We start from the raw sequence: 13,181 nt of genomic DNA, 5'->3' as shown, positions 1-13,181 counted from the left end.
AGGGTGCGGTGACGCCAGGAGCCGCACCGTCCACCACATCCACAGGCTTGCCGCACCACGCCCCCTGTCCTACCCTTGACCTCCTTCACCAGGAGTCCCCCCACATGCAAGCCATCGAATTCGAGACCATCGCCCACGGCCACACCATCCGCATCCCCGACAGCGTGCCGGACGGGGTTCAACTCCGGGTTCTCGTATTGCTCGACACCACACCGCCCGCGCCGGAACCCCCGGACGACAGCCCCGAAGGCCAAGCCCTGAAAGCCCTGCTGTCCGCCATGCCGGACGTGGGCGAGGACGAGGATTTCGCCCGCCCGCTCGATTACGGACGCGCCCCCTTATGAAATACCTGAGGGATACCAACGTGGTTTCCGAATTACGCAAAAAAGCGCGGGCCAATCCAGACGTTCAACGCTGGTTTTCACAAACCCCAGGCGATGCGCTCTTTATTTCCGTGCTGACGGTGGGAGAACTCCGGGGCGGCGTCGAACGCATACGCCGGAGGGATGAAATCGCGGTGGCTTCTTTGGAAAAATGGCTGCAATCCATCTAAGTACAGGACAAAAACCTAACTGCTTGATTGCCAAAGGCGTAAACTATCCGGCTTTTACCTCCGATGGCTGACCCTCATCAAGACCTCAAGGCCGTCCTGTCCGAGCACCTGCCGTGGCACGGGGCCCGGATCGGCTTCCTCGCGCATTTCCTGCTGGCCCTGCTCAAGGTGCGCAGCGTCAACCTGGCGGAACTCGCCACCGGCTTCGGCGGTCCGGCCAAGGTGGAGTCCCACTACAAGCGGCTCCAGCGCTTCTTCCGCGCGTTCGAGTTGGACCAGGACGTCCTCGCCCGCCTGTTGGTGCGGCTGGTCCCGGTCGGCGACGGCCCCTGGCGGCTGACCCTGGACCGCACGAACTGGAAGTTCGGCCTGGCCGAGATCAACTTCCTGGTCCTGGGGATCGCCCACCGGGGGATGGCCGTGCCGGTGTTCTGGAGCGTCCTCGGCAAAGCGGGGAACTCCGACACCGTCGAGCGCATCGCGTTGATGGAGCGCTTCCTGAAGGTCTTCGGCACCGCCCGGATCGCCGCCCTGCTGGCCGACCGCGAGTTCATCGGCGAGGACTGGTTCCGCTGGCTGCAACAGAAGGGCATTCCCTTCCACCAGCGCCTCAAGCGCGACACCCGCGTTCCCAACAGTTGGAACCGGATGATGCGCTTGGACCAATTGTTCGGCTCGCTCCGGCCCGGCGAGACCCACCGCCTGGTCGGGCGCCGTCCGGTGTGGGGCTGCTTCGTCCACCTCTCCGCCCTGCGCCTCGACGACGGCGGCTTCCTGTTCATCGCCTCCTCCGGCACCCCACAGGCCGGGGCCATCGACGCCTACGCCGACCGCTGGCAAGTGGAAACCCTGTTCGGCGCTTTGAAATCCAGGGGCTTCAACTTGGAGGATACCCACCTCACCGACCCCAAGCGCCTCGCCAAGCTCATGGGCCTGCTTGCCCTGGCCTTCGCCTGGTCCTACCGCACCGGCGAACTGCTCCACGACGGCCCCAGCCCCGTCCGTCAAAAAAAACGCTGTCGCGCCCCCTCAAGTCCCTCTTCCGCCACGGACTCGACTTCCTTCGCAACACCGTCCTGAACCCAACCGAGAAGTCCGATGAGTTCGCCTGGGCATTGCGGGTTTTGTCCTGTACATAGGCAATCCATACAAACCCAAATGGCCGGGCGAATCCTACCCATCACCCAAGCCATCGCCGAGCGCTGGGGATACCTGAACGCCCGCGGTCCTTTGCCGGTCATCGACAGCCTATTGGCGGCCACCGCGCTTGAACATGGCCTGATCCTGGTCACACGCAACGTTAAGGACGTCGAGCGCACTGGCGTTCGGTTGCTGAACCCATTCTGTGCGTAGGGCCGTAGGGCGCGGTGATGACAGGAACCACACCCTCCGCGAACGCCGCGGCCCCCTCCGTCCGCCACATCCACAGGCTGGTCGGCCCCGGCTCCAGCCTCGATCCCCTGACTCCGATTTAACCCGGAAAGTCGCATCCCGCCGGAATCCGGGAGAAGCCACCCCGGATTCCACAAAGCCCACCGCGGCCACCCTTCTTTGCGATTCGGCGGCCCTGGAACAACCTCAATTGACGCTGTCCAGGCACGGCTCCACCGACTTCGATAGGGCTTCCCGTCCACCACTATTCTAATATCCATGGCCCACTTCAAACCGATCCGCCCCCCAAAACCACGCAACGCCCATAACCCATTTTGACGGCAGGATACCACCCTTCATAGACCGCACACCAAATAGGCGAACCCCACTCACCAACCAATGACGCTCTTAGTAATTAATAAACCCCTGGGGTCCAGCATTAATACGGGGTAAAGTTAAAAACCTTCCGCCGAAAGCGCTTACGGAAAACAGCATATGCTAAACTTCTCAAGTGCGGCTTTTCCTTTTTAAAGCGGGGGTTCGCACAAACCACCCTTCCAGACAATCCACAACAACAAGCGCAAACCAGCGACATACCCATGGAAAACTTCACAGAACTATCGAAATACGCCAAAGCCTTCTCCGGCTTAACCCCGGAACGCGAGGCCAGCCTGCTCGCTGCGGGGCCGGATATCAAGCCACATCTGCCTGAAATCACTGAACAATTCTATGCCCACCTGCTGGCCGTCCCATCCGCGAACCGCTTCCTCGAAGGACGGGTTGCCGCCCTCAAAGCCACCCATCTGCGTTGGATGGAGGGCTTGTTCAGCGGACCCTTCGATGACAGCTACACCCAAGCCATGTACCGGGTCGGAGCGGTCCACGTCCAGGTCAAGCTCCCGGTCGAATTCATGGCCGGTGGTATGACCATCCTCCAGCAGAAACTATCCGACCTGGTATATTCGATTTATCAAGACAGCCCCGGACAGGTGCAAACCCTCATCAAATCCATCAACGCCGTGATTGGGTTCACCTTGATCGTCATGCAGCAATCCTATCAAGCCTCGACCATCGCCGAGGAACTGGATAAATTCCTCAAAATATCCGGTATCAGCCGGATATTGTTCGCCAATCTCGCGAAGGCTTATAAAGATTAACGAACCGTAGATTAGGTGATATATGCGAGATAATTTTCTGACATCCGTATTAAAAGAACTCAACGGCACCTCGGCGGATATCGAGGCTTCGGGGGTGATTTCCACCGACGGTCTGATGATGGCCGCGGCCCTGCCCGCCGGACTGGACGAGGACCGGGTCGGCGCCATGAGCGCGGCGATGCTGTCGCTGGGATTCAGGACGGCCCAGGAACTGGGCCGGGGTGGCTTGGAACAAGTGTTGATCAAAGGCGTCAAGGGCTATGTGCTGATGACCCACGCCGGGGAGGAGGCCGTCCTGACCATCATGGCCAAGCCCAATGCCAAGCTCGGCCTGATCTTCCTGGATGTGAAACGCGCCGCCGAGAGCATCGCCAGCCTCATCTAGCCGACACCCGCCGGTTTCCGGGAAATGCCGACGATTCCGGCGGGCCTCCCGCGTCAACGCAACAGCAAGAAGAACCCGCCACCATCCCGCTCGATATTCAGCAACAACTGGCCTCCGCCCCTGGCCACCTTTTCCAAGTCCGCCACATCCTTCACCGGCCTGCGGTTCGCCATCACGATGATATCGCCGGGGCGCAGGCCGGCCTGGAAGGCGGCGGACGCCGTATGGATCTTCTCGACCAGGACGCCGCTTTCCCCGCCACCGTCCTCGGCGTTGCGCAGCAGGGTTCCCGCCAGCTTGGGACTGAGCTTCTGGCCCTCGGCCACCTCCAGCCGGGGCGCGGCGATCTTGGCCTCGCGGGTCTCGGCCTCGCCCTTGTGCAACACCTCGATCCGCACCGCCTCGCCGACCTGCAACAGGCCGATGGCGTTGCGGACATCCATGCTGCTCCGCACCTTGCGGTCGTTGATGGCGAGGACGATATCGCCCGCTTCCAGCCCGGCCTGGTCGGCGGGCGAACCGGGCTGCACCCCGGTGACGACTGCGCCCTGGGTCTCCTTCAGCCCGAAGGCCTGGGCCAGTTCGTGGCTCACGTCCTGCACCGAAACGCCTAACAGGCCACGCCGCACCTCGCCATGGGCAACCAGGGTGTTCATGATCCTGACCGCCATGTTGGCCGGGATGGCGAAGCCGATGCCGACATTGCCGCCGCTGGGCGCGAGGATGGCGGTGTTGATGCCGATCAATTCACCCTTGAGGTTGACCAGGGCGCCGCCGGAGTTGCCGGGGTTGATCGAGGCGTCGGTCTGGATGAAATCCTCGTAGCCCTCGATGCCCAGCCCCGACCGCCCCAAGGCGCTGATGATGCCCGAAGTCACCGTCTGCCCCAGCCCGAACGGATTGCCGATGGCGACCACGAAATCGCCCACCTCCAGTTTGTCGGAATCGGCCACCGCCAATTCGGCCAAGTCCTTGGAATCGACCTTGACCACGGCGATATCCGATTCGGGATCGGCCCCGACCAGCTTGGCGTTGAGCTTGCGGCCATCGCTGAGCGTGACCATGATCTCGGCGGCCTTGTCGATGACGTGGTTGTTGGTCAGCACATAGCCGCGGCGGGCGTCCACGATCACCCCGGACCCCAAGCTGGAACCCTCCCGCCGCCGCGGCTGGTTGGGGATATCGAAGAAATGCCGGAAGAACGGATCGCGCATCAAGGGATGCTCGGCTTCCTGGATTTGGGTGCGGGTCGAGATATTCACCACGGCGGGGGTGGTGCGTTTGAGCATGGGCGCAAGGCTGGGGATGGGTTGTCCATCCGCGCCTATCGGCCAGGCCGCCGACGCCATGCCGGAACAAGCCAACCCCCCCATCAAAACCAAGGCGAGCAATCTCTGCGGAAATCTTGACATGTTTGACCTCGAACGCTGTTTTATACCGGCATCCCGCCCGGATTCCGGGCCTTTACAAAGGCTTGGAGTGACGCCGCGATGGTCTATTATATTGGGCTACCCCGTGCGGATTTAAAGCTCGGGCCGGACCCCTCCGCCACCCGTGGCACAGGCCCGACCCCAAGCCGGCCCGGCCCCCACTTCCCTACCCGACACCACTAACGAACACCCTCCATGGCGATCTCCCCAGAAGCGCAGGAATTGCGTCGGCTCATCCCCTTGAACACCTTGTCGGCCCCCCGCTTCGAGCAATTGTGCGCCGAACTCAAAATCGAGGACGGACCCAAGGGCACCCTCCTGTTCCGCCAGGGCGATCCCACCCACGAATTCGTCTATGTGCTGAGCGGCACCATTTCCCTGCAAGCCGGGGGCGTGGAAATGGACGCCGTGACCGGCGGCTCGGAAACCGGCCGCTTCGCCCTCGCCCACCAGAACCCGCGCAAGGTGTCGGCGGTCGCCAAGGACCGCGTGCGCTACGTGCGCGTCGCCACCGACCAGGTGAACCAGCGCGACGAAGGCCCGGCCCCGCTGCCCGGCTACACCGTCAGCCATTCGCCGGACACTTCCGGCGGCGATTGGATCTCGGCCCTGTTGCGCTCGCCGATATTCCGCCGCCTGCCGCCCTCCAACCTGCAAGCCCTGCTCCGCGCCGTCGAGGAAATCCCCTATAAAAAAGGCGAGTTCGTCTGCAAGCAGGACGATCCGGGGGATTATTTCTACATCATCAAACAAGGCCAATGCGCCCTGACCCGCAAGCCCTCGCAACTCGCCAAGGACATCAAGCTCGCCACCCTCAAGGACTACGACACCTTCGGCGAGGACGCCCTGATCTCCGAGAAGCCGCGCACCGTCACCGTGACCATGGCGACCAACGGCGTCCTGCTGCGCCTCGACAAGGCCAATTTCATGAAGCTGGTCGGCCAGCCGGTCATCGGCTACGTCGATAGCGCCGAGGCGCGGGCGATGATGAAACAGGACGGCCAGTGGCTAGACCTGCGCCTGCCGGATATCTACCAACAGGGCCACCCCCGCGGCGCGATCAACACCCCGTTCTTTTCCCTGAGGATGATGCTGCCCTCGCTGGAACGCCACCGCAAATACGTGCTGGTCTGCGAGGATGGCAAGGTCAGCGCGGCGGGGTCGTATCTCCTGCTACGCCATGGCTTCGAGGCCTATGCCCTGCGGGGCGGCATCGATACCCTGCCGCCGGAACTCATCGTCCAAGCCGGGCCGACCGACAACCCCGGCCCCGGCGACCCGCCCCAGGACCCAGACCCCGCCGCCGCGCCGCCCGGAACCGACGACATCGACCTGGATATCGAACTGGCCGCCTGGGAACCCCCGGCCCCCGGATGGACTCCCCCCGACCCCGTCGCGCCCACCGACGGCGAACCCACCGACGACACCCGCAAACTACGCGACCGCCTGGCGCGGGCCGAACGGGAACTGCAATTCCTGGAAACCGAGCGCGGCCAACTCGCGCGGGAAAAAGACGCCGCCCTGGCCGAATTGGACCAAACCAAGCAAACCCTGCAACGCCATGAATCCCGGCTGGAAAGCCTGGTCCAGGACCATGGGCGGCTGGCGCGGGAACTGGCGGAAGCCCAAGCGGCGCGCGCCGCGGCCGGGGGGGCGGGCCTGGAAGAACTCCGCAAGGCACTGGAGGAACTCAAGGCCGCGCATTCCCAAGCCCTGTTCGAGAAGGAAGCCGCCGAGCAGGAAGTCGAAGCCCTGCACAAACAGGTGGGGGAATTGAAAACCGTGGTCGAGGAATTCCTCGACAGCGGCGATTATTCAGGGGGCGGGGAAGCGGAAGCCCTGCGCTCGGAATTGGAAATGGTGCGCCAGCACGCCCTGGCCGAGGTCGCCGCCCTGCAAGCGCGGACTTCCGAGATCGAAGCGGAGAACACCAAGCTCAAGGCCGAGACCCAAACCCTCAAAACCCAGATATCCGTGCGCGAGGTCGCCGCCACGGTGGCGATGCGCGAAACCTCCGCCAACCTGCCCAAGGCTTCCCTGGCCAAGCAAGCGCTCTGGGCCTTGTTGGCCGGCTTGTTGCTGGCCGCCCTGGTCCTGGGCGGCCTGCTCGGGCTGGAACCGGGCCGGGCGCTGCTGCGCTCGCTGATCGAGGGCTGACGCCCATCAGGATGGGGCGCATCACTTCCCACTCTGCATCGCCGATTCCCAGTCGGTTCGCCCACTGAACCTGCCCCCATCGGCCAAGCTTACGTCAACAGAACCTAGAGAATTCAGGTTGAGATCGGCGCATGTTGGGTTTATATTTGGTTTCCATTAGAACTTTCTAACAGTCTGATGCACCTTCCCGCCATATTCCCGCCGGTCCTGCGCGAACTCATCCGCACCCATCAAACCTTCCTGTCCTATGCCGCCAAGCACGCGGGAACGCTGGGGCTGACCCTGCCCCAATTGGACGTGATCCTGGCCCTGGGCGGAACACCGGGCATGCCCCACAAGGCGCTGGGCGAGAAAACCCTGATCACGAAAGGCACCTTGTCGGGCGTGGTCGGACGCCTGGAGGACAAGGGGCTGGTCGAACGCACGCCCTCGCCCAAGGATGGGCGCAGCCAGATCGTCCGCTTGACCCAGGCGGGCCACGCCCTGTGGGAACGGGGCTTTCCCGAACACCTCGATTATCTAGAACAGCTCTTCCAAGATTACGCCGCGGCGGATATCGCGCTGTTGCATGCCGCTTTGACGAAGTTGCGCCAAGCCGTGAACGCCGCCACCCTCGCCACCGACGGCCTGCCAGGACAGCCGGAAGCCGGGTCGGGATTCGACGCGGAGGACTTGGACCCGCTTGGGGAATCTCCGGCCCCCGATTGGCCATAACCGGGGACGGAACCGACCATCCCTTCAAAGCCAGCACGGAGGTTGCAGTTGACAGTCAAGCCTAGCGGGCCTGCCCCCATGGTGTTCGGCATAGCGGCATTGGCGGCCACCATCGGCCTGGCCGGTTGTTCGCATCCGGCCTACCCACCGGAAATCGCGCATGTTCTCGCGCCGGAATTGGCCGCGCCCGCCACCCGCCACGCCGATTGGCGTCCCGTACCCAGCCCCGCGCCCCAACCCGCCGCGTCCGGCGTGGAGGTGGCGGCAAAAGCCTGGATCGAACCGCGCAAGGAATACAAGCTATCCGACCTGGTCGATCTTGGCCTACGCGCCAACCCCGCCACCCGCGCCGCCTGGGAACAAGCCAGGGCCGCGGCGGCGGGCCTCGGAATCGCCGAATCCGTCTGGCTCCCGGTGCTGACCGCCAAGGCGAACGCCGGTTACGGGCAGCAAACCGAAGCGGTGTTCCTGTTCCGGGGATTCACCAGCACCCCCAGCCTCGGGCTTTCCTGGATGCTTTTCGACCAAAGCCGCCCGGCAAAGATCGATCAGGCCACGCAGCAGCTACTGGCCACCAACTTCAGCTTCAACCGGGTCCATCAAAAAGTCGTCTACGATATCCAAAAGTCGTTTTTCGCGCACAACGCGGCCTTGGCCCAGGTGCAAGCCGCCGAGGCCACCGTACGGCAAACGGGCATGAACGCCGCGTCGGTACGGGCGCAATTGGAGCGGGGCTTGGCGACCCGGCCCGATCTGCTGCTCGCCGAACAAGACAAGGCCCAGGCGGATTACGAACTCCAGGCGGCGCTGGGCAAGGTCTCGGATACCCGCGCCGAACTGGCCGAAAGCCTGGGATTGACGCCCGATATCGAGCTGAAGATGGCCGGGATCGATAGCCTTCCCGTCCCTGGGGCCATCGAGGCCAACGCCGACGAATTGATCGACCAGGCCTTGGGCCAGCGTCCCGACCTGGCCGCCCGGCTGGCCGAACTCCGCGCCAAGGAAGCCGACATCAAGAAGGCCGAGGCGGCGTTCCTGCCCACCGTGTCGTTGAACGCCAAGGCCGGTGCCAGCGTGTTCGATTACCGCTACCTCTCGGGGCCGGCCCCTTTGCCGAACGATATTAGGGCCGGCTACCTGGACTATGGCGCGGGGCTCGCGTTCGAGTGGAACCTGTTCGAGGGCTGGGCCAGCACCAACGCCGTCCGCCAAGCCACGGCGCGGCGCGATGCGGCGCGGGCCGAGTTCGACGCCTTGAAATTGCAGATCGTCAAGGAGGTGTGGAAAAGCTATGCCAATGTCAAAACCGCCTTGCGCAAGCGCGAGTTCGCCATGGCCTTGCTGAAGGCGGCGGAAAAATCCTACGAGGCGCTCGGGGAAAGCTACGCCAACGGCCTTTCCACCGCCATCGATCTACTGACCGCCGAGCGCAACCTCGCCCATGCCCGGTCCACCGAGATCGAGAGCCGGGCGAACCTGCTCAATGCGGTCGCCACCTTGGTCTACGCCACGGGAAGTTCAGATGAACCCAGTTAACCATGCCACTCCGCGCCTCCCCATGCCACGGTCGCTCGCCTGGGCCGGACCGCTCCTGCTGACGGGCTGCGATCCCTTGTTGAGCGTCCAAGGCTCGTTCTGGCCCCCCTGGATCGTCTGCATGCTGTCCGGCCTGGTCCTCGCCGCCGCCGCCTCCCTGGCGTTTTCGGCGTTGAAGCTCTCCCCGTATCTGGGCAACCCCCTGATCACCTACACCGCGTTATGGGCCTTGTTGACCTTCACCATCTGGCTGGTCGGCTATGCCGTGTGATGCTTCGAACAACCCTACGGGCACCGCGCGATGAACGAGAACACCAGGATTTGGATAGGCCGGTGGCTACAGGCCGTGTTCGTGCTGGGGGCCGTGCTGACCGGGGTCCTGGCGTGGCGGGAAAACCTCGCCCACCCGCGCACCAACGACGCGATGGTGCGGGCCAATATCGTGGACATCGCCCCCCAGCATGCCAGTGGCCTTATCGTCGAATTGCATGTCGCCGACAATCAACGGGTCAAGCAGGGCGACCTGCTCTATGTCATCGACCCGCGCCCATACCAGGCCAAACTCGACCAAGCGCGGGCCAAGCTGCAACTGGCCGAAAAGGCGGTCGAATCGGATCGGGCCTTGATCGAAGCCAGCGCCGCCAAGGTCCGGCAGACCGAACAAGAACGCCTGGCCGCCGAAGCGGAAATCGCCCGGCTCCGGGCCAAGGCCGGATTCGACCAAAGCTATCTGGACCGGATCAAGCCCCTGCTGGCCCAGGAATTCGTGACCGCGAACAAGGTAAACGAGGCCACGGCGGCCCGCGACGCCTCGGCGGCGGCCCTCCGGGACGCCGTCGCCAAGCAACGCGCGGCGACCCTGGGCGTGGATTTCGCGCACAAGGAACACCTGCAAGCCGAAGCCAACCTCGCCCAATTCGGCGAGGTGTTCGCCAAGATCGAAGCCGCCCGCGCCGAAGTCCGGGGCGCGGAATTGGATGTGGAATATTGCGCCGTCCGCGCCCCGTTCGACGCCTACGTGACCAACCTCAACACCGCGGTCGGCGAATACGTGCAGCCGGGCCAGAAGCTGTTCGCCCTGGTGGACGACCGCGATTGGTATGTGGTCGCCAACTACAAGGAAACCTATCTGGAGCACATCCAACCGGGGATGGCGGTGGACGTGTTCCTGGTGCCGTATCCCGGCCAGCGGTTCCGGGGCGAGGTCCAAGGGATCGGCTGGGCCAACTATCCCGACAACATCAAGGAGCAAGGTTCGCTACCGACCGTGGAAAGGACGCTGAACTGGGTGGTGCTGGCCTCCCGCTTCCCGGTGCGCATCAAACTGCTCGACCGCGACCCCCGCCACCCGTTCCGCATGGGCATGACGGCCTTCACCACCGTCGTGGGCACCGGCACGGCCTCCGGTCCGCCTTGATGGCCGACCGCCCCGGACTCCCTTCCCCCATCGGCGGGGCACCCTAGATGCGGAACCTCTGGCGTAGCCTCTGGTATGGCCTGTCCCTGGCGGATTTCCTGCGCGTGGAACTCCGCTGGACACCGGTCCGCCGGATATTCACGATCCGGCTCTTCGCGGTGCTGATGTTCATCAGCCTGGTCAGCGTCACCCTGCGTCCGCCCCCGACAATCGCCCTGAGCTTCGCCTTCGTGATGATGCTCGGGTCCGCCATGACCGACTACGCGATGACCCTGCTGACCGCCCTGCGGCTGGTGAAGCTGGTGCTGATCGCGATTGGCCTCAGCATCCTGAGCCTGGCCCTGTGGGGCGACCAGCCCTGGTTCCTGGTGCCCTGGTCGTTCGGCCTCATCACCTTGCTGCTGTTCCATGCCCGGACGACCGGGAGCCCCACCATCATGGCCGTGCTGTACGTGGCCGTGGTGCTGATGAACGCCGAACAGCCCGGCAGGAACATCTATTCCGCGCTTTGGCTCTTTCCCACCTTGGTGATGCTCACCTTCGGCAGCGCCCTCGTCGCCCATCTCACCCTCTGGCCCCAAGACCCGCTGGACGAACTCAAACAGCACCTGTCCGGCCGCTTGGATACGATCATCCACATGCTCGACCGCTTGGTGGCTCCCGGCCAGGCCGACGCCGCCAACGGCGACCCACCCCTCCGCGACCGGCCCAGGCCCGGTGCCATTTCCCGCCATTTCCACCTGTTGGGCAACGCCGAATACGCCCACCCCGAAATCAAGGCCAAGCGCCCCGAATGGACCGACTTGATCGTGGAGATCGACACTTGGTTCAACAACGTGTCCGCTTTGACCCGCCTCGTGCAAGGTAGGGAAACCCCCCGCCGGTTCGGCGGGCGGGAATTTTCGCGGCTGCTGGACAACGCGGCCCTATGCCGGGAATTACGGGCGGATTTCCTGGAGTCCAAGGTGCCGCGCCCGGAACCAGCTCCCCGGCTTCCCGAACACACCGCGCCGAAACCGCCTTCCGACCCGCCGGTCGCCCACTTCGTGCATCGGTTGGACGACGCCGCCTCGCGGATCAGGAAAACCCTGGCCGACCTGCACGGCGCGGAGGCGCAAGCGCCCGCCTTCGGCGCCAGGCCGGAACCGAAATTCGAGCCACCGGGACTGCCCGCCCTGCTGGGCCGGGCCTATTGGATCGACAACATCGACGCGCTCCATTTCGGCATGAAGTTCGCCTTGGCCACCCTCGTTTGCCTGCTGGTGATCGAAGCCCTGCATTGGCCGGATATCGGCACGGCGATGCTGACCTGCGTCATCGTGGCGCAATCCAGCCTTGGCGCCAGCTATCGCATGTCGTTGTTGCGGATCGTCGGCGCCATCCTCGGCGGTGTGTTGGCCTATACCTTCATCATCGCGGTCCAGCCCGCGCTGGACACGGTGGCGGGATTCCTACTGGCCATCGCCCCGGTGTGCTGGCTCGCGGCCTGGGTGGGGTCGGGCAGCCCCCGCATCGCCTATATCGGCACCCAGATCGGTTTTTCCTTCGCCAACGCCGTTTTACCGGGGTATGGGCCGGTCACCCATCTGGCAAGCGCCTGGGATAGGGTCCTGGGCATCCTGCTCGGCATCGTCGTGGCCGGCCTGATCGATTACCTGGTTTGGCCGCAGCACTCGGAACGCATGTCGATGGCCCGGCTGGTAGCCACGCTGCGCACGCTGGGCAAGTTCCTATCGCTGGAAACAGCCTCCGCCGACAAAGCGCTGTCGGCGGGTGCCTTGATGCGGTCGATAGACGCGGACCTTCAACGCTCCGCGAGCCTACTGGAACACGCCGAAATCGAGCCGGGTGCCCAAAAGCCGGAAGCCGCCGCCCGGGTCTACGCCATCGATCTGGTCCTCGATGCCATGCACGGCGTCGCGCGGGTCGTGCAGGCCCGCCATCGCTACCATCTCGACAGCTCGTTCCGGGCGAAAACACAACCCCTGCTCGAACGACAGGACGCCCTCAACCAAGCCCTCTCCGAAACGCTGTCCCGCATGATCCATCGGATCGAGCAAAAGCCCTCCCCTCCCGCGCCCTCCTGCCGTCCCCTGTTGACGCAACTGGAAAACTCGGCACGCGAATTGATCAGCACCCCCGGTATGGACTGGGAAACCCAGAAGTCGATACTCGCCTGTGTCGACCTCGACAAAATCCTCCTGGATTACATGGAGGGACTCGAATCGCTTGTGGACAACCTCGGGGACACCTCAAGCCCGGCGTCGATCCAACGGGGTTGAACCGATCACCGGGCGGACACGATGCGGGATGCGGCCATCCGCAGGAAGCCGGGAGGTTCAGCGCCGCGCTGAACCAAGGGGCGCGAGGCGCAGCCAGGATCGCCCGGATGATCCGCTTCCCGGTCCACCGCGTGCTGCAATCGCAGGTTCATCTGCGTCAGCGCCTGCCGAGCGTGGCG

At 64.2% G+C, this 13,181-nt stretch carries 14 protein-coding genes; 12 read left to right on the top strand and 2 right to left on the bottom strand.

Annotated features, from left to right (window positions below; genetic code table 11):
- Nucleotides 1–104 precede the first annotated feature (104 nt).
- The 6 genes from B9N93_RS09400 to B9N93_RS09375 all read left to right on the top strand — a co-directional run bounded on the left by B9N93_RS09400 (nucleotide 105) and on the right by B9N93_RS09375 (nucleotide 3,466).
- Entirely contained in the window at nucleotides 105–344 is a 240-nt protein-coding gene (locus tag B9N93_RS09400; protein WP_085213020.1) for a hypothetical protein, read from the top strand.
- Nucleotides 341–553 carry a PIN domain-containing protein gene (locus tag B9N93_RS09395; RefSeq protein ID WP_085213018.1) on the top strand — a complete coding sequence of 71 codons (213 nt, stop codon included), beginning with the start codon at nucleotides 341–343 and terminating at the stop codon, nucleotides 551–553. The genes B9N93_RS09400 and B9N93_RS09395 overlap by 4 nt, the downstream gene beginning before the upstream one ends.
- A gap of 63 nt (nucleotides 554–616) precedes the next feature.
- Nucleotides 617–1,633 (top strand): IS4 family transposase, encoded by a 1,017-nt coding sequence (locus B9N93_RS09390; RefSeq protein WP_085213016.1) that lies wholly within the window; start codon nucleotides 617–619, stop codon nucleotides 1,631–1,633.
- Between the two features lie 78 nt (nucleotides 1,634–1,711).
- On the top strand, nucleotides 1,712–1,906 hold the full coding sequence (locus tag B9N93_RS09385) for a PIN domain-containing protein (RefSeq protein ID WP_217807288.1): 195 nt from the start codon (nucleotides 1,712–1,714) through the stop codon (nucleotides 1,904–1,906).
- Between the two features lie 617 nt (nucleotides 1,907–2,523).
- Nucleotides 2,524–3,081, top strand: a complete 558-nt coding sequence (locus tag B9N93_RS09380) for a protoglobin domain-containing protein (protein ID WP_254899367.1) — start codon at nucleotides 2,524–2,526, stop codon at nucleotides 3,079–3,081.
- A gap of 22 nt (nucleotides 3,082–3,103) precedes the next feature.
- Nucleotides 3,104–3,466: a roadblock/LC7 domain-containing protein gene (locus tag B9N93_RS09375; RefSeq protein WP_085213010.1), complete on the top strand. Its 363-nt coding sequence runs from the start codon at nucleotides 3,104–3,106 to the stop codon at nucleotides 3,464–3,466.
- Nucleotides 3,467–3,519: 53 nt separating this feature from the next.
- Here B9N93_RS09375 and B9N93_RS09370 read toward each other — a convergent pair whose 3' ends face one another.
- Nucleotides 3,520–4,878: a DegQ family serine endoprotease gene (locus tag B9N93_RS09370; protein WP_085213008.1), complete on the bottom strand. Its 1,359-nt coding sequence runs from the start codon at nucleotides 4,876–4,878 to the stop codon at nucleotides 3,520–3,522.
- A gap of 213 nt (nucleotides 4,879–5,091) precedes the next feature.
- On the opposite strand from B9N93_RS09370, the gene B9N93_RS09365 reads away from it, so the two are divergent.
- The 6 genes from B9N93_RS09365 (at nucleotide 5,092) to B9N93_RS09340 (ending at nucleotide 13,002) form a co-directional block, all read left to right on the top strand.
- Entirely contained in the window at nucleotides 5,092–7,053 is a 1,962-nt protein-coding gene (locus tag B9N93_RS09365; RefSeq protein WP_085213006.1) for a cyclic nucleotide-binding domain-containing protein, read from the top strand.
- 177 nt (nucleotides 7,054–7,230) lie between these two features.
- The gene (locus B9N93_RS09360) at nucleotides 7,231–7,767 is read left to right on the top strand and encodes a MarR family winged helix-turn-helix transcriptional regulator (RefSeq protein ID WP_085213004.1); all 537 of its coding nucleotides are present in this window, start codon (nucleotides 7,231–7,233) and stop codon (nucleotides 7,765–7,767) included.
- 48 nt (nucleotides 7,768–7,815) lie between these two features.
- Entirely contained in the window at nucleotides 7,816–9,303 is a 1,488-nt protein-coding gene (locus B9N93_RS09355; RefSeq protein WP_125468912.1) for a TolC family protein, read from the top strand.
- On the top strand, nucleotides 9,290–9,574 hold the full coding sequence (locus B9N93_RS09350; RefSeq protein WP_254899366.1) for a YtcA family lipoprotein: 285 nt from the start codon (nucleotides 9,290–9,292) through the stop codon (nucleotides 9,572–9,574). The genes B9N93_RS09355 and B9N93_RS09350 overlap by 14 nt, the downstream gene beginning before the upstream one ends.
- Before the next feature lie 30 nt (nucleotides 9,575–9,604).
- Nucleotides 9,605–10,720, top strand: coding sequence for an HlyD family efflux transporter periplasmic adaptor subunit (locus B9N93_RS09345; RefSeq protein ID WP_085212998.1), 1,116 nt, complete (start codon nucleotides 9,605–9,607; stop codon nucleotides 10,718–10,720).
- A 47-nt stretch (nucleotides 10,721–10,767) separates the two neighbouring features.
- Entirely contained in the window at nucleotides 10,768–13,002 is a 2,235-nt protein-coding gene (locus B9N93_RS09340) for an FUSC family protein (RefSeq protein WP_085212996.1), read from the top strand.
- Nucleotides 13,003–13,007: 5 nt separating this feature from the next.
- On the opposite strand, the gene B9N93_RS25450 is transcribed toward B9N93_RS09340, so the two are convergent.
- Nucleotides 13,008–13,154: a hypothetical protein gene (locus B9N93_RS25450; protein WP_176225206.1), complete on the bottom strand. Its 147-nt coding sequence runs from the start codon at nucleotides 13,152–13,154 to the stop codon at nucleotides 13,008–13,010.
- Nucleotides 13,155–13,181 lie beyond the last annotated feature (27 nt).

It is taken from the genome of Methylomagnum ishizawai (genome assembly GCF_900155475.1).
Lineage (GTDB): Bacteria > Pseudomonadota > Gammaproteobacteria > Methylococcales > Methylococcaceae > Methylomagnum > Methylomagnum ishizawai_A.
This window is presented reverse-complemented; position numbering and strand designations above follow the sequence as displayed.